17 protein-coding genes and 1 pseudogene are annotated in these 16314 nt (G+C 63.7%); 12 read left to right on the top strand and 6 right to left on the bottom strand.

The window, feature by feature from the left end:
- Positions 1-122: 122 nt before the first annotated feature.
- A pseudogene (locus tag LQ220_RS15225) lies at positions 123-464 on the top strand (hypothetical protein); the annotation flags it as partial.
- A 251-nt stretch (positions 465-715) separates the two neighbouring features.
- A complete protein-coding gene (locus LQ220_RS15220) occupies positions 716-1222 on the top strand; it encodes a thermonuclease family protein (protein WP_230189031.1) in 507 nt (168 codons plus the stop codon).
- Between the two features lie 15 nt (positions 1223-1237).
- Here the strand turns inward: LQ220_RS15220 and LQ220_RS15215 are convergent, their stop codons facing one another.
- Positions 1238-1726: a hypothetical protein gene (locus LQ220_RS15215; protein ID WP_010405804.1), complete on the bottom strand. Its 489-nt coding sequence runs from the start codon at positions 1724-1726 to the stop codon at positions 1238-1240.
- A gap of 81 nt (positions 1727-1807) precedes the next feature.
- Between LQ220_RS15215 and LQ220_RS15210 the strand changes: the two genes are divergently transcribed.
- The 10 genes from LQ220_RS15210 to LQ220_RS15165 all read left to right on the top strand — a co-directional run bounded on the left by LQ220_RS15210 (position 1808) and on the right by LQ220_RS15165 (position 7705).
- Complete coding sequence (locus LQ220_RS15210) at positions 1808-2818, top strand: hypothetical protein (protein ID WP_230189030.1); 1011 nt, start codon at positions 1808-1810, stop codon at positions 2816-2818.
- Between the two features lie 131 nt (positions 2819-2949).
- Positions 2950-3255: a hypothetical protein gene (locus LQ220_RS15205; RefSeq protein ID WP_230189029.1), complete on the top strand. Its 306-nt coding sequence runs from the start codon at positions 2950-2952 to the stop codon at positions 3253-3255.
- Complete coding sequence (locus tag LQ220_RS15200) at positions 3249-3743, top strand: hypothetical protein (protein ID WP_230189028.1); 495 nt, start codon at positions 3249-3251, stop codon at positions 3741-3743. Before LQ220_RS15205 ends, LQ220_RS15200 begins: the two co-directional genes overlap by 7 nt.
- Before the next feature lie 106 nt (positions 3744-3849).
- Positions 3850-4494, top strand: coding sequence for a hypothetical protein (locus LQ220_RS15195; RefSeq protein WP_230189027.1), 645 nt, complete (start codon positions 3850-3852; stop codon positions 4492-4494).
- 22 nt (positions 4495-4516) lie between these two features.
- A complete protein-coding gene (locus LQ220_RS15190) occupies positions 4517-5668 on the top strand; it encodes a phosphoadenosine phosphosulfate reductase family protein (protein WP_230189026.1) in 1152 nt (383 codons plus the stop codon).
- Positions 5665-5973 carry a transposase gene (locus tag LQ220_RS15185; protein ID WP_230189025.1) on the top strand — a complete coding sequence of 103 codons (309 nt, stop codon included), beginning with the start codon at positions 5665-5667 and terminating at the stop codon, positions 5971-5973. Before LQ220_RS15190 ends, LQ220_RS15185 begins: the two co-directional genes overlap by 4 nt.
- A gap of 29 nt (positions 5974-6002) precedes the next feature.
- Positions 6003-6815: a hypothetical protein gene (locus tag LQ220_RS15180; RefSeq protein WP_230189024.1), complete on the top strand. Its 813-nt coding sequence runs from the start codon at positions 6003-6005 to the stop codon at positions 6813-6815.
- Between the two features lies 1 nt (position 6816).
- Positions 6817-7212 (top strand): hypothetical protein, encoded by a 396-nt coding sequence (locus LQ220_RS15175; protein WP_230189023.1) that lies wholly within the window; start codon positions 6817-6819, stop codon positions 7210-7212.
- Positions 7213-7214: 2 nt separating this feature from the next.
- Positions 7215-7469 carry a hypothetical protein gene (locus tag LQ220_RS15170; RefSeq protein WP_230189022.1) on the top strand — a complete coding sequence of 85 codons (255 nt, stop codon included), beginning with the start codon at positions 7215-7217 and terminating at the stop codon, positions 7467-7469.
- Entirely contained in the window at positions 7463-7705 is a 243-nt protein-coding gene (locus LQ220_RS15165; protein WP_230189021.1) for a hypothetical protein, read from the top strand. The genes LQ220_RS15170 and LQ220_RS15165 overlap by 7 nt, the downstream gene beginning before the upstream one ends.
- Positions 7706-8027: 322 nt before the next feature.
- On the opposite strand, the gene LQ220_RS15160 is transcribed toward LQ220_RS15165, so the two are convergent.
- Genes LQ220_RS15160 through LQ220_RS15140 form a run of 5 tightly spaced genes read right to left on the bottom strand, consistent with a single transcriptional unit; the run spans position 8028 to position 16297 of the window.
- A complete protein-coding gene (locus LQ220_RS15160; RefSeq protein WP_119750647.1) occupies positions 8028-10457 on the bottom strand; it encodes a DEAD/DEAH box helicase in 2430 nt (809 codons plus the stop codon).
- Between the two features lie 14 nt (positions 10458-10471).
- Complete coding sequence (locus LQ220_RS15155; protein WP_230189020.1) at positions 10472-12379, bottom strand: TniQ family protein; 1908 nt, start codon at positions 12377-12379, stop codon at positions 10472-10474.
- Positions 12376-13506, bottom strand: coding sequence for a TniB family NTP-binding protein (locus tag LQ220_RS15150; RefSeq protein ID WP_230189019.1), 1131 nt, complete (start codon positions 13504-13506; stop codon positions 12376-12378). The genes LQ220_RS15155 and LQ220_RS15150 overlap by 4 nt, the downstream gene beginning before the upstream one ends.
- A complete protein-coding gene (locus LQ220_RS15145) occupies positions 13503-15620 on the bottom strand; it encodes a DDE-type integrase/transposase/recombinase (protein WP_119750653.1) in 2118 nt (705 codons plus the stop codon). The genes LQ220_RS15150 and LQ220_RS15145 overlap by 4 nt, the downstream gene beginning before the upstream one ends.
- On the bottom strand, positions 15617-16297 hold the full coding sequence (locus LQ220_RS15140; protein WP_147418834.1) for a hypothetical protein: 681 nt from the start codon (positions 16295-16297) through the stop codon (positions 15617-15619). Before LQ220_RS15140 ends, LQ220_RS15145 begins: the two co-directional genes overlap by 4 nt.
- Positions 16298-16314: the final 17 nt, after the last annotated feature.

Below are 16314 nucleotides of genomic sequence, written 5' to 3'. Positions count from 1 at the left end.
TGCCCGATAGCCGGAATATGGATGGTATTATCGCAGCGGAGAGCCGCATGCAGTGAAAGCTGCACGTGCGGTTCGGCGGGGGGATCAGGGCTGACTCTCTGAGCAGCACCAATCCTACCCGACTGGATGAATCGATGGGACCGTGTGAGGACAATTGTCCTGCCCATATCCTCGATCTCCTGACCCCGACCGACAAGGAGTACGCGCTCGACTGGCGCCGGCGCTGTCGCACCAATCTCGAGCGGCGTGCCCGCAAGATCGAAGACGGCGACCGCATCAAGCTCGCCGCAGCCCTAACCTTCACGGACGGCCATGTAGGCGATGAATTCATCGTGGTGAGACGCGGGCGGCGGCTGAGCTTTCGGGACCCCGAGACCCGCACCGGCTATGCGATCAGCCGCTTCATGGAACGAGAATGGACGGTCGTTCCGGTGACCAAAGTCCATAAGACGATATTTGCCTGAGGCCGCGCGTCCGGGCCATGATGTCTGTGAAAAGGATTCGACATGTTTGCCCCAGCACCTTGGCTGTCGCCCAAACGCTACCTCCTGTGCAGCCGTGAAAATGCGCACCGCGTTGCATCCCGTCTCTTTGATGCGCAGCCTGGCCGCGTCAGCATCGTTCGTACCGGAAACCCGTTGCAACCATTTCACGTCTCAACTTCGCCATCGCGCGATGCACATGTCGAGGTTGAGATCGTGTCATGATGCGAGCGATGGTTTTCGCTGCGCTCGTTTTTGCCTGCTGCGGGGCGTCGGCCCGCGTGGCCGCTGACCAGAGCTTCAACGCCAAAGCGCGCGCGCTAGACGGCGACACCGTCGCCGTCGACTTCCGTCTTCTCGGCGTCGACGCCTTCGAACGTCGCCAGCAGTGCGAACGCCGCGGTGACTGCTGGCAGTGCGGAAAGGCGGCGCAGGACTTCGTCGCGAACTTGCTTCGTTCGAAGACGGCCGAAATCAGACTCACCTCATCCAGCACATACGGCCGCCCTGTGGCCACGGTGACCGTCGAAGGCAGCGACCTTGGAGAACGCCTGATTCGTGCCGGGCTCGCCGTCCCCGAGGCCCAATATCTTCGCACTGATCCCCGCCGTGCCGCCCGCTACGCCGCCGCCTTTTCCCAAGCCAAAGATGCAAGGGCAGGCGCTTTAGCCGGACACTGGATAGAACCTTCCAACTGGCGGCGTGGAGAGCGTCTTCAGTGCGAACGCCGATCAGATTGACCCGTCCGTCTGACCTTAGGCCGTCAGCGAGGGATCGGCCCACCAGGAAGGCCCCTGTTCAAACTCGGCGTCGAGCTTGACCAGCGGTCCATCGGGAGCGTCCGCCACATAAGGCTTGGCAAGCGGCATGCACCGACCCTTCATCCGTCGAATTTCGCCCGCCACGCGTCCGCGACGCTCCAGCAGATCTTCTAGCCATTCGAGGTCGTCGAGCATGTCGACCACACCCCGACCGGCAAGACAGAAATAGATACAGCGCTGGAAATCGTCCGCGCCGTCATTGGCGAGTATCTCGGCGAGCTTTCGCTTGGCCGCTAGATCGCCCTCGTGCGTCCAGGCAATCGCCTCACGAAGTTCACGAACCGAGTAATAGGCGTCCTCGACGTCCATGCCGATGGCCGCGTTCGCGATCATGCGACGTGTCGGCCGGTTGTCGGCATCCAAGGCGGCGTCTCGCAGCGTGATGTCGAGATCAAATCGATCGTGAAAAACGGTCTTCTTCATCGCAAGTCTCCAGCGATCTGGAACGTAACGTGAACACGTGCGCCGGTCAAGCGCATGACTACTCACCTCCGGAGAGCCATCATGCCGATCGACATCATCGTTGGGCTTCCGCATCTCCGCGAGGGGCCCATCCTCCAGCGCGCCCGGGCGCTGCGGACCACCGCTCTCATTTCGGCCAACGGCCTCTCCCGCTGGGCTGCCAAAAGAGGTTGGCGTGAATGGAGCGGCTGGCGAACCGAACAGCTCGGCAACGCAGTCGGTCTAGTAGGTCTCTGTCTCGATTCTGCCGGCTTTGTCGCTGCCTCGCGCTACGGCGGCTTCCCATGGACGCTGGCCGACTATGTCGCTCTCGCGGCAGCCCACCCCTTCCAATGGTGGGCAAGCGCTGACTATTGCGTTGAGCACGAAATTGCCGCCGATCGCGAGGAAGTGACGGATCGCTTGTCGCGCACCATCCGCGCCAATCGCGACTGCTGGCGACTGGCCGGCGACCACGGCATCGCCGAAAGCATGATGCCGGTCATTCAAGGCCGCAGTCCGACCGGCTATGAGCGCTGTGCCGACGCGCTGAGCGGGTTGTTTCGCCCGGGCGCGCTGCTGGGAGTCGGCAGCATGTGCCGACGCGATATCCATGGTCCCGAAGGTCTTATCGCGGTGATCGACCACCTCGATCGCGTCTTGCCAGCAGGGATCCGGCTGCATGCGTTTGGGGTCAAAGGGACTGCGCTCCCGTTTCTTCTTCCCTATCGCCACCGCGTCGCATCGATCGACAGCCAGGCTTACGGCGTCGGCGCGCGGCGCGCGGCGTTGCGTAGTGGCACCAGCAAGTCCGATAATCTCGTCGCCAATCATCTCGAGCAATGGGTCGATGCGCAGCGCGCTCGGTTGAAAGAGAAGCCTCGCCAGCTTCCTCAGATCCGGCCAGCCCACCTCAGCCCGCTACCTGTCGACCCGTGGGAGGCGGCGATCGCTCAAGCGCGCGCTGAAATCCGGGACCTGATCGAAGGCGGAGAACTCTGCCATGACGAGCTGACCGTGCTGTGGATCGAACAATGGGCGGCTGACATCGACCGGGACTGTCTCGTCTTTTGAGAGAGGAAAGGGGGGCTTTGGGGCCTGATCAGGGAGTGGTCGAAGCCGCTCTCTTGCGCCGGGGAGCTGCCCGCGATGGCCAACACTTTCTACCAACATCACCATTTCCGTCCGCTGATGGGCGCAACCCGGTGGGTCCGCGGTCGACCAAGGCCGAGGTGCGCAATCCGGTCCTGGCTCTACCAGCCGTGGCGCGTTTGCGTGCGCTCAGTCCCGAGGCGCGTCAGGCGCTCCAGTACATATTGCTCGACATCCAGCGCGACGCCCGCGTGCGCGCAGAGAGCAGCTGGCGAAGCCGCAAGCCACCGGTCGCAGCCTATTGGGCCGCCTGCGGCGTCTATGCCGGCCACATCGCACGCTCGATCGGCCCGGGTTCACGCCCGCGGCTTCGTGCGAACCGGTCAACAGCATCCCATGAGGAGATCACACCATGTTGATCGAACTGCGCAAGCTCAGGATCATCAAGGCCCTCTCGGAAGAGACACCCTGCTATACGGCGGAAATCTGGATCGACGGCACGCTCGCCTTCCACGCGAGTAATCGCGGCCACGGAGGCGCCGACAACTATCGCCAGGTCGGGGCGATCACCGAGGCCGAAGTCAATAGCTGGCTCAGCGTCAACCGACCGACGCGCTCGTTCCACGGCATGTCGTTTGAGCCGGATCTCGAAAACGAGATCGCGCGCCTGATGGACGAAGCCGAGCATCTCGGGCTGCTTCGGCGGCGCAGGCGCACCAACGTCATCACGATCGAGGACGGGGAGGTCTATACCTATCCGTTGAAAGGCCGGCCCGCGGCAACGCTCATCGCTGCAATACGGGCCAAAAAACCGGACATCGAGATCGTAAACGAGACCGGCGGGGCCGGCCTTGCACGGGCCGTGCGGGTCCTGCTGGCAAAGGCATCGGATCACCAAGAAGGGTGACGCGCGCTCTGCCGGACGCTCCTGGCCGATGGCCAGCGATCGATTGAAAAGGGGAGGGGGAGGGGCCGGGCGAGCGGATTTGCGCTCGAGACCGGAGGCCCACCCCATGCACTATGATGTCGCAATGCGTCACCAACAGGCGCTTGATCCCAGCGCACTGACCACCATCGCCGCCGCGCTCCACGCGATTGATGCGGCCATCACCGACTGCCGCAACGCCGGCAAGGACAGTGAAACGGACCCGGCCGTTATCCTTCTCGCACGCCACCTAGGCACCGTCTGCGCTCGCGCTGCAGACGACACGATCCTCCGCCGGACCTGCATCGACCAGATCGCAGAGATCCGCCGGCATCCCGTTTTGCGCACGCTCGCTTATCGCGGCGTCAGCTATGACGAGGCAGCCAAGCGCGTCTTTCATGCAGAAGGCCGGGCTGCTATGCGCCGCCTCGCCGAGGCCTTGGAACTAGACAAGCGCAGCTTCGACATTCGCTCGAACAAAGCCGGACCTGCCGTCTCTGGCGAGATCACGCTGCACGGCGAGGAAGTCTGGGTCCGGCTTTCGCTCGATTGCATGGGGCCCGATACCGAAGTTGCCTTCCGCCAGGTACGCGGTCGCGACGATCACTGCGGTGACCGCAATCGGTGGGCATCCATCAACGAGCTGCTGGCGCCCGACCGCTTCGCCGCACGTCTTCGGCGCGAATTGCGCCTGGCCGCCCCCACTGGCCAGCCGGCGCGGCTCTTCGCCTGATCCCCACCGCAGGAGTATTACGATGGCCGTTTACCAATCCGTACCGGCCTGTCCGGCTGTGCCGCCGATCCTTTCTGCGATGCCCAATCTGGCAATCGACTCGGAGATCATCGGTGCGATCCGCGCTGGCGCCCGGATCGTCTTCAATGTTTCAGGCGGCAAGGATTCCAGTGCGGCCATGTTCGCGGTCAATCTCTACCTTGACCTTCTCAGGCATCCGCGCGCCCGACGCATGGCCATCCACGCGGATCTAGGGCGGGCCGAATGGGCGTCCACACCGGCAACGGTGGCGCACATCGCCGCGCTCGCGGGCATACCGCTCACCGTTGTTCGACGGGCGGCCGGCGACCTCGTCGACCGCTGGATCCAGCGCTTCGAAAACGCCAAGCGGCGCTATGAAGCGCTGGAAACCTATAACCTCATAGGCCCCTGGTCTTCGGCTTCACTTCGGTTCTGCCAGTCGGAGATGAAGGCGGCCGTCATCGGCCCGGCGGTGGCGCGGATGCTTCCCGGTGAACGCATCATCTCGGTGCTCGGTCTGCGCCGCGACGAGAGTCACAACCGCTCCGCGATACCCGTCGCCAAGGCAGATCACCGTCATGCAAAGGCCGGAAACCGCCAGGGGACGATCATGTCGCTCTGGCATCCGCTCGCCGACTGGACGGCCGGCGACGTATTCCGAGCGCACCAGCTCCTCGGCATCCCGCTGCACGAGGCGTATACCGAGTGGGGCTCGACCCGCCTGTCATGCCGATATTGCATATTTGCCTCGCTCCAGGACCTCCGGGCTTCGACCGCCGCGCCGCCGAATGGCGAAGTCTACCGCGAGCTGGTTGGCATCGAGGCACGCTCGACCTTCCCGTTCCAACCGACACGATGGCTGGCCGACGTCGCACCGCACCTGCTCGGTCCCGCCCTTCACTCAGACATAGTCCGCGCCAAGGCCGACCAGGCGGAGCGTCGGCGCATCGAGGCCGCAATGCCGGCGGGCCTGCGCTATGTTGCCGGCTGGCCGCCACGCCTTCCGACATGCCCCGAGGCCGAGGACATCGCAGCGGCACGGCGCCCGATCCTTGCGCGCCACCGTCTCGAAGATCGCTATCCGTCGGTTACCACCATTTTGGACCGATTCTCAGAATTGATGGCGATCGGCGCCCGAAAGCGCGCCGCATGATCAGATTCACGGCGAAAATCGGCCGCTTCGAAATCTCGGCGTCCATTGATCCCGTTGCCCCGCTTGGCTGGCGCTTCTGGACGCTTGCCGGTTTCCCTGGCGATCTGGTCGAGCCACGGCCCTATGGCGGCTCGCGCTGCCTGCCGCTCGCGATCGTCGACATCGCGGGCCAGCCCCGTTGGCTCTGCGCGATGGAGATGGACCGCTCGCTCTGCCTCTTCGGCAGCCACGATCTTTTCCCCTGCACGGAACAGCGCGGGGCCGACGCATTCGCTCAAGCCATCATCGATCAGCTTAGGCACTAGCCAGGGCTGCTCTGACAGGAACCCCAATCATGGAAACCACCCGCAGCCAGCGCTGGCGGGAGCGGCGCGCGCTATGGGCGCGCGACCTCACCGTCATCGACCCCAAAGCCTACACCGTCGACGTTATCGATCATGGCACCGCCCGCGCCTTCATCGCCCTTCACCACTATCTTCCAAGCTATCCCGCCGCGCGGGTTGCTGTCGGGTTGTTCGGCCGCAACGCCGCGCTCGAAGGCGTGGCTGTCTTCGCCGTACCGACAACAGATGCCGTCATCACCAAGCATACCGGGTTCGAGGATCCTGATCGCGGCTGTGTTCTAGCCCGCCTGATCCTGACCGACGCCGTCCCGCAGAACGGCGAGAGCTTCTTCGTTGCCCGCGCCTTCCGACACCTGCGTCGGGAGCGGCCTAACATCGAGGCGGTGGTGTCCTACAGTGACCCTGGCGCCGGCCATATCGGCCGCGTCTATTGCGCGCTCTCGGCCGCACACCGGGCCGTGACCAAACCCAGGACTGTGCTGCGTGTCGCCGGGAAGACGATCTCGGGACGAACCCTCTCAAAGATCCGCCTTGGTGAACAAGGCCATGCCGGCGCGATCGACCAGCTTGTGGCGCTTGGCCTCCCCAGGCCGATGACATCCGAAGGTCCTGCCGCTTGGCTATGGCGCCTCGAGCGGGAACGACGCCTCCTCCGTTACCAGCAGGCGGGGCTCTATGCCTATTGCTTCGAGCTTACCCGTGAAGCGCGGCGCCGAGGCCGCGCACTTCCGCGACTTCAATACCCGAAGGCGCTGCCGCTCGCCGACCCGGTGCTTCCGCTGTTTCCAATGCAGGAGATCTGACATGGCCGACATCACCACATTGCCCATCATGACCGCGGCCGATGCGACAAGCATCGGCTTTGCTCGGTTCAACGACGTGCCGACCCTCCCAATCGACATCCCGGACGGCAACTTCACGATTAGCGCCAAGACCACAGATGGCCGGCGCATCACCTTTTTCTTCGGCGAGTACCGGCACGGCGGGCCGCCGAGCTTCGTCGACATCCAGTATCATGATCATGGCGCGACCATCCCGAATGCCAATGGCGGCCGGTCGCCAGTCTTCGACGTGCTGACCATCGGCCTTGGCGGCCGCCAGGTCTTCGACAGCCGCAAGATTGCCGACGACGACAAACCCTCGATCGCGGTCATTTTGCTCGGCGAGCCCGCCGCCGAACCGTCTGCGCGAAAGGACTAGCTATGGCCATCTATATTGCTCGCTACACGCGTCTGCATCCCCGGCTCTGGGCGCCCTATTCGCTCACCGCCTATCCCCATGGCTTTCATGAGTGGCCCGAGGGAAAGGCCGACCCCGTCTGGACGCCCAATGCGCGCGTCATCACCGCGACCGGCGCTGCCTCCAGGCCGCTCGCCGACTGCGCCACGCTCGATGATGCGATCGACGCATGCTGGGCGCATCTGGCAACGCTTGATGACGAGGCCCGACCATGCTGAACGCGTTCCAGCGGGCATGCGCCGACATCTATGGCAGCGGCGACTTTGCCCATGTGCAGAGCCTCGAAGAGGCCCGCGAGGCCGGGGATACGCTCTTCACCTTTCTCTTGATCGAGCTCGCCTCTGGCGAAGGGTGCGACAGCGCCGCAGAGGCCGCGCGCCGGCTTGAAATGGCGACGGCTGACATCCAGGGCGTCGCCGAGGCCATTCAAAGTGCGGGGTCGTCCGCGCGCTGAAAAGAGGAGGGGGGCTGAAGAGGCGGCGATTTGCCGCCTTTCAAGCCCGAGGCCTCCCAATGTCTGTCCTGTCTCCCCACCGACCCGCCGATTTGCCGAGGCAGCCCGACATGCTCATGGTTGGGGCACCGGCACCTGTCGTCCTCGCCTATGGCATCGGTGTCGATTCCACCGCGCTGTCTGTGGAGAATCGATAAGCTCATATGACGTTGACGGTTGCAGGCGGCGTCCGGCGACCGTCGAGAACCATTAATCTCATTCGCAGAATCGGTTCTCGATTCGCCGGTGGCCTCCGAGAATCGATAAGTGATTCTGCCCCGGATTACTCGATGGTGTAGCCGAGCGCGCGATATCCGGCCTGACGCTTGGCGGCCATGCGCGAGAGCATTGGAACCGCGTCGTCGACATAGTCATAGACGAGCACGTCAGTTTTCCCCGCGTGCCGCCGATGCAGGCGCCCGACATACTGCGCGAGCGTCCCTTTCCAGGAGATCGGCATGGTCAGGAACAGCGTGTCGAGACGGTCGTCATCGAACCCTTCGCCGATGTAGCGGCCCGTTGCGAGGATGAGCCGCTCCTCGCTGTCAGGCACACGCAGTGCGGCGTCCGCTACCTTGCGTTCCGCCGCACTCATTCCACCCCGCAACACCACGAGATTCCGCACGAACCGGGATAACCGGCCCTGCAGATATTCGAGATGGTCCTTGCGTTCTGTCAGGATTACTGGCGAGCGCTTCGCCTCCAGGGCACGCAGCACGTCATCGAAGATAAGATCGTTTCGGGCCTCGTCCTGCGCCAGCGCGGCATAAACCGCCGGCATCGGCGGTCTGTCCATGATCGCGAGCGGCTGCGGCAGCCGGAATGCCGTGCGCCGTTGCCGTGTGCGATGGGCGATCCCGCGGCGGGCAGCCTGGGTTCGCGCATCCACCCGATAGCGGATCGGGCCGCACTGCATGAAGATGATCGGCTGATGTCCATCCTTGCGCGCAACCGTTGCGGACAGGCCGAGCACGAACCTGGCCTTGGCGCGCCGGGCTACAAGTTCGAAGCTCGCCGCGGACAGGTGATGGCATTCGTCGACGATGAGGTGACCATAGTCGCCAACCAGATCCGAGACCTCGCCGCGCCTTACGAGGCTCTGTATCAGCGCCACGTCGATCACGCCTGTAGGCTTCCGCTTGCCACCGCCGATCGTCCCGATCAGCTTCGGATCGATATCGAGGAACGTTCGCAGCCGTTCGACCCATTGGCTGAGCAGTTCTTTGCGATGGACGAGCACGAGTGCATTGACCTGCCGCTTTGCGATGAGGTGTGCGGCTACCACCGTCTTGCCGAACGCCGTTGTCGCGGCCAGCACCCCATCGTCATGCGGATCGAGCGCGTCGACCGCCTTTTGCTGGGGTTCTTCGAGATCACCCTGGAACGACAGACCGTCCGGGAGCGGAGTCCCTGCCATTCGCTGGTCGTCGATCCTGACAGTGCTTCCATGAGCAGCTATAAGCGCGACCAGTTCGTCGAGGCATCCTCGCGGCAGCCCGATATGTTTCTGGTGAAGCTCCGCGCAGGAGATGATCCTCGGCTTGCCGAACGTCGGCAGGCGCATCGCCTGGGCCCGATAGAACTCGGGATTCTGGAACGCTGCGAGCCGGACTATCTGTGCGGTCAGCGACGCGGGCAACCCGGTCCGGTCCATATAAACTTGATCGCCCAGCACGATATCGAGTGTCTCAAGCAGCGGCTCGGCCACAGGCAACAAAGACGGCCGCCGCGACGGTGTCATCCGCCAGGGCTCGGCGGCATGCTCGTCCTCCACCGGCATCCGCACACCCAGCACCCGCCCGCGCATTTCCGCGTCGGCCACCATGCGCGCGGCGTCGTGCGCATCCAGTTGCGACAGCGAAGACAGGAACGCCCATTGATCGGGATAGGGGCGCAACTGCTCATCCACGAACAGGCTGTTTCCCCGCCTGCGGGCGTGCCCCTGCAGCGGCAGCGCGATCAGATTGCCGAACCCGCCGAGCGGCATGGTGTCCTGGCTCGGGAAGAAGCGATCATAGGAGCCGAACCCGATCTCCGGACGCCGCTCCATCGTGTCGGTCAATAGCGATGCGCCCAGCGCGCGGGCGGTTCGTGCCGGCACGGCGTCGGCGAAGAAGATCCAGACATGGCCGCCATTGCCGGATCGGGATCGCTCGAGCGCGGCGGGCACCCCTCGCAGGCGGCAGGTTTCCATCATGGCGAGCGCGTCCTCGGCCCAGCTCGCCTTGTCAAAGTCGGCCGCGAGGAACCGGCAGCTCTCGTCCGCAAGCAGCGGGTAAACGCCCGCCACAAAGTCGCCGGCATCCGATCGCGATAACGCCCGCCCACGCAGATGTTTGTCGATCACCTCGTCCGTCACGGGCAGGAACGCCTGGTGCGTACACTCGCCGCATTTGACCTGTGGCTTGTCGCAGAGTCCGCGTTTCCACTCGTTGCCGCAGGCGGGCGCATAGCCGCCGCGGCCGGTCTTGCGATTGTCCCAGCGCAGTGGGAAGACATCTTCACGACCGGCGAACAGCCTGCGGAACAACGCGACCTTCTCGCCTGTCGGCGATGTCGCGGTCACCGGCGCGTCGGAAAACAGCGAGACAGCATCGGCTTTTCGGTGCTCGGTCGACTGTTGCGCTGCGAGGGCATCCAGCGCCACGACCACTGCCGCCCGTTCATCATCCAGCGCCTTGAGCCGGGCCCGCAGCCGAACCGCTTCATCCATGCCGGCAGATCCGTTCACATCGCTGCAGTCGTTTCGGGCAACCGATCACGATAGACCCCACGGATCACTTTTTCGGCGCTCTCGCAGTGATAGAAGGGCTGCAGCTTTCGGCTTCCAGCGATCACCGGCACCAGACCGGCGCTCCGCAGATGTTGATGAACCCTGACGGCATGGGTAGCTTTGCCGGGGATACGCGCCAACTCGGCAGCACTGACGAAGCGCGCGCCGAACGCTTCGACCTCTGCTCGCCGTAAGGCGGGCATGATCCTGAGCGGTGTCTGTTTCCTGTCGATTGTCAGCCATCCCATTTGCTTGAGCCTTGCAACCGTCGGGATGGTCACGCCGAGGTGCCGCGCAGCTTGCGCGATGAGCATGAACATCGGATCGTCCTCATATTCGAGGCCAGTGATCACCGCGTCGGTATCAACCAGTATCTGCGCAATGCCTCGTTCGCCGCGCAAGCGGCCCGTAGCTTTAATCTGGCCACGCAGCAGCCCGCCGATAATCGCCTCCGAGGACCGATAACAGATGCGCACGGCCCGCAGGATCGTCTCGCTGCCTCGCGGCGGCGCTGTGACGAACGGCGCATCACTGTGCAAAGCAGTAAGGAAGCGGTCCAGATCTGCCAGACGATACTGCGCCGGGATCGACGCTCCACCAAGCGGGAAGGCGCGGGGAAGATAGTGTCGCGCTATGAGCGCCTTGAACAGCCCGAGACCGACGCCGAGATGACGCCGTGCGTCTTCGGGAGAACAGGACTCGCGGAAGAAGGCCGTCAACGGCTCCTCGAGGGATTTCGGTACGACCATACCCCGGGCGTTGCTGGGCAGCGAGTCGATCAACCTCAATGCGGCGGCTACGGTCGCGATCCGTTCAGCGGATACGCCGCAGAGCTTCGCCAGACCGCCTAGCGTGGTGAGATCGCCTTTTGTTGCGGGTTGGCGGAACAACATGGTGCCTGCTGTTATCGGCACATTCTTCACCACATGATTCTTGACGGTCTCCCGGATTGGGTCGAGAGCCGGACTGGTGGACAGGCCGAGCCAGTATTGCAGACGCCCATAGACACCCACGGGCGTCAGACGCTTGAGCGGACATGCCGCCAGCATCCCGTCCAGCATCTTTTCGAACTGGTCGGGGAAGTCCTCGCAGACAGCAAAGCCCGCCGCCATTGTGCGGGTACGCTCCGCAGGCTCCTGCCGCCGCCAGCTGACGATCGATCTGCCCCAGCGTGCGACCGAGCCCACCCATTGCATAATCTCGGCGGCGTCCGCGAACGTCAGGCTGTCGAGGAACGCGTGAGAGATACGGGGGCCATCACCAAGCCTGCCGATAAGATAGGCGTCGCCGATCGTGTCATCCGACGTGACCGCTTCGGTACATTCCTGCGTCAGATCGTGCCCACACGTGCAGCGCGCTGGTGACAGGTCCGAACGGCGGAACGTATGCCGACAGACAGGACAGATCGCCAGCAGTACCCGACCATGATTGGGACAGCTCGATACCTTCGCCAGATCCCACCAGGATCGCCGCCACGACCGACAGGCGACCGGCCCTTGACCCTGCTCGATATCCGATCGCATGCAGTCCGGGCAGATACGGGCGAAGTGACAACTATAGCTGATATTGCCGCTGCGGCTCACAAGCTCACCTGCAAGGACGCTCCCACCCTTGGTCTGCATTATCGAGTTGCGAAGCAATACTTCGAGCGGGACGCCGCTGAGCCGCGCGATATCGTGGAAGCGTCGCCCACGCTCCATATCGCGAACGAAGTCGGTCCGGTCGACCAGCGGCACTTGACGCGCAAATTCCAACTGGGTTTCACAGCCATGCCGCAGGGCAAGCCGGTTGAATAGTGCCCAGCCTGGCTCGAACGCTGCCGACCGCACCCGCAACGCAAGTCGAGTTGCCGGTGCTGTCATAATCCCTCGCGCACGAAGGGCCGCAGGGGTTGCGCGCCGCTTCCGCGCAGCTTTGTGACGCGGCTCATAGTCCTGGGCGACGGAGGTACTGTGTCGCGCAGCCAGATCTCGCGCAGGCGTTCGGCCGAACACAGGAAGGGGTTGTCGTGGTGAGCCGGGCCGCCGCTCGGAACTGACGGTTCATCCTCAAGGATCGCATCGAAGTCCAGCATATCCCTGACGTCGGGCTCATAAATCCGATGCCAGCCCGCATGAACCTCTCCCAACAGGTTCAGATCGATCGACCGCTGGCCGATCGCCAGTGCCACGCTCAGCGCCTGGCTCAGATATTTGGAGACGATCCCGATCTCGCCGCCCGTCGCGACGTAGATGCGTTTCGCCATCTCGTGCTTCGCGAGGCCGGACGCATCCGGCAACCCCATCATCTTTTCCATGACGCCGAGCACGCCAGAGAACATCGTGCGGCCGCTCCGGCTCGCCCAGTCATAGGGCTTGAGAATGATCGTCGGTTGCAGCCGACGGCGCAGTTGCATCGTCTTTTCGCCCGGCACGGAGATGTCGAGCAGCCGGGGAAGACCCGCGATCACGATCTGGACTTTCACACGGTTGAGCAAAGACTTGATGAACTCGGTCACTTCCGCCGTCATGTCGGGATTATTCTCGTTCACCATGTGATGCCCTTCATCGATGAAGATCATCTCGGTGCCCGTCTCCTCGGCATAGAAGGCGATCTTCTCGATCACCTCGCTGGTGTTCCAATGGTCCCGCGCACGATAGCCGTAGGCGCCGAGGATCGCCCCCACCAGCGCCCGTCGCGTCGTCCGCTCCGGTGCTTCGACGTAAACGATGCGGCGGATATCGGCATCCTCTGTCGCGCTGTCGGGATAGTCGGCCATATAGTCCTCGAGCGCCGTCGTCTTGCCGGACCCAGCAGAGCCGATAATGAGCAGGGCCCGGGCCTTGAAGCGTCGGCTGTCCCCGCGCGGGCGGTATCGGCCATGTAACTCGTGGATCGCCGCCTTCGCTTCCGTGTGACGCGTATGCGGGATCACCGTGGTCTCGAACGCAAGCACGGCGTCGGGCACCGCTGGCCGTGCCGATAACTTCGCGGCGCGACGATGTGTCATCGCTTCGGGTCCGCCCATTGTGCAACCAGAGCCTCGATGTCCGCGTCGAGATCTATGATGGGAGGCGACGGCGCCGGTATCTGTTTCGCCGCAGGTGGTGCGGTCTCTACCGCCGGTCCCTGCGTTCCTATTTTAGGCGGTCGTTTCTGGCCTTCGATCGGCGTAAAGTAGCGACCGTCGGTCTCGTACCGCGCCGCCCGCGTCTTGCTGCGGACTTTGCTCGCCTTGCTTTGCAGCTCTCCCGCCGTCTGTTCGGCAAGACCGCGCGCCGCTTCGAGATCGGCGACCGTCACCGGCGCATTTTTCGGCAGGCTTCGCTTTGCTATCGAACGATGGATCTTGTGCTGATATTTGGAGACGCCCCGCGATATGCTCTGGTCGATACACGGGATCATCAGCCATTCGCCGCGCTCGTCGTCGAGCAGCCAGACCTCACCCAGATCATAGGGATCGTAGCGTAACTCCCAGTCCTTCTCCAACCCGCTGCGGCGCGCCAGCAGGGGTTCGAGCTTCTCCCGATCAGCATAGAGCAGACCCTCATATTGGATGCCGATGTTGGAGATGCGCCGGAAGAAGGTCTCTCCGGTCAGCCGCACAATATGGTCGAAGTCGGGAACCGGGCGCACCGGGTAAAGCGCGCTGAGTTCTCGCCAGCGCTCATAGGGCGTGCATTTCAACGTATCGTGGACGCTTTGATGATAGTCGTCGACGATCCACTTGAGGATACGATTACGCACATCCTCGAGCGACAGCCTTGCCCGCGCCACCGGATCATAGAGATCCATGGTCCGCGACAATGTCGTCCCTTCCTCATGGCTGAACACCTGCACGCCGATGGTCTGGAACACGCGCTCGACCGCGCCCTTCAACCATGGCATTTTCACCGGCAGATTGACGATGCCGATGTCGAGCATCCTGGCGGCCGACTGCAGCGATTGCGACCGGAACTCCTTGCCGTTGTCGCAGATCAGCCATTCGGGCACGCCGTGGCACGGCCAGTCATGCTCAATATCGGCGAGCCCGGAGAGATCCTTCTTCCATAAGGAATGGGCAAGCGCTCTCTGAAGTGAGGCATAGGACGGCGCCTCGAAGCTCAGATGCACCCCTACGATCATGCGGGTGGCGCGATCGAGAAGCGCGGTGAGCCAGGGCCGCCCCAAGGCGCGGCCGCTCTCCGGATGCACCACCACCAGATCGATCAGGCAATGATCCACCTCCACTTCTTCGAGCGGCCGTTCGGGCGGGCTCCGCCGCTCGAAGATGCCGAACTTCAGCCAGGCTGCGCGCCGACCGAAGCGACGCTCATATTCCTGCCGCTCGGTATAATTGTCGCGGATAAACACGCGGAAGGTCCGGTCGCTGACCGCAGGAACATTCTGTTCGCGGCACAAATCGACATAGCGGCGATAGGCATAGTTCTTCCGCCGCCGCGGCATGCCCAAATACCAGACTTCGACGGCCTGCCGCATGAGCTTGTAGGTATCGGGATGATCGCCGTCCTCGCGCGCATAGCGGGGTTGGCGTGCCCCGCGCCGATGATAATGCGGGATCAGGAGCCGGATATCCCGGCCGTGTCGGCTCCATACGCCATACCACGCCCGCACTGTATAAGGATTGGGCCGAGCCGCTGCCTTGGTGCGGCGCGGTTCGCCGTTCCCTTTTCGCCGCTCCGCGGCCATCCGGGCCGCAAGCGCGGTATCCTCGCGTTCCCATTGTTCATGATGCGCGTCGAACACGACCTCAGCGGCAGCGGCATAGGCGCCCATAAGTGTCGGGTGCTCGCCGCGGATCGCGTCGACCATGCGTACATAGGTGTCCCTGCGCTCGGCCTCGCGGCGAATTTCTTCGGGCCAGAACTCCCAGGTTTTCTCCAGCGTCTCGGCGATCGCCTTGGGCAGGCCGTCCGCATTGCAAGGATGATGCGTCAGCCGCCGGGCGCCATAGACGATGTCGATTTCATCGTCGCTCCATGTTCGCGCATCGCTGCCGCTCTGCGGTCGTAACAGATAGCCACGGCGCTTGCGCTCGATCACCAACCAGAGCGCCACCTGACCTTGATCGTCCCGGATCGAGAGCGTGTCGCCTTGCTGGAAGCGCATCGGCGTTGCGTTCATTTCGCATTCCTTCCCCGCATGAGGACCGTGTCGTCATCGAGCGGTCGATCGAGATCCACCACAAGCTCGCCGACTGCCGCGAGGCCGAGCACAATGTTGACGTGCACGGGTCGGCCGCCGAGTGCCTCGGCGGCTACGCCCAGGTTCGACGGAAAGGGGAGGCGGGTGATTATGGTGTGGATCGCGTGGAGGTTTTCTGCCGCCAGCACCGCCACCGTTGCGCGCAGCCGTCGCGCATTCGACAAGCGTGGCTGTCGCCGGATATCGGTGTCGAGCCACATCTCGTGCCGGGCGCCACGCGCGGCGCACTCGGCTTCGATTGCTGGCAACCGTCCGCCCAAGGTCGGGTCAGCCGCCAATCGCGTGGCCAGTTTCACCTGCCGGTAGATGACCGCGCCGCCCACCGTCTCCAGCCGGATATCGGGGGTGTAACGCCGTTGTCGGCCCGCTTCCGTCCAAACGAACGTTTCCGGTTGCACCCCGAACTGTGCAACATCAGGATCGAAGTCGAGAAGCAACAGCGCATCGCGCTCGAGCAGGCTCTCATAAGGTAGCGCATCGCCAGCCTTGATCGACTGATACCAACCCGTGCACGATCTTTGCCCCGGCCGTCCTGCCGGATTTCGGGCGAACCGCACCGTTGCGCCAGAACGCAAACGGGCAGATTTGTCGGTCACGCCGGCATCCGCTATTC

Origin of the sequence: Sphingobium sp. CECT 9361, assembly GCF_918741285.1 — a bacterium.
Classification (GTDB): Bacteria; Pseudomonadota; Alphaproteobacteria; order Sphingomonadales; family Sphingomonadaceae; genus Sphingobium.
The sequence above is the reverse complement of the archived record's forward strand: the minus strand, read 5'-3'. Positions and strand labels throughout refer to the sequence as shown.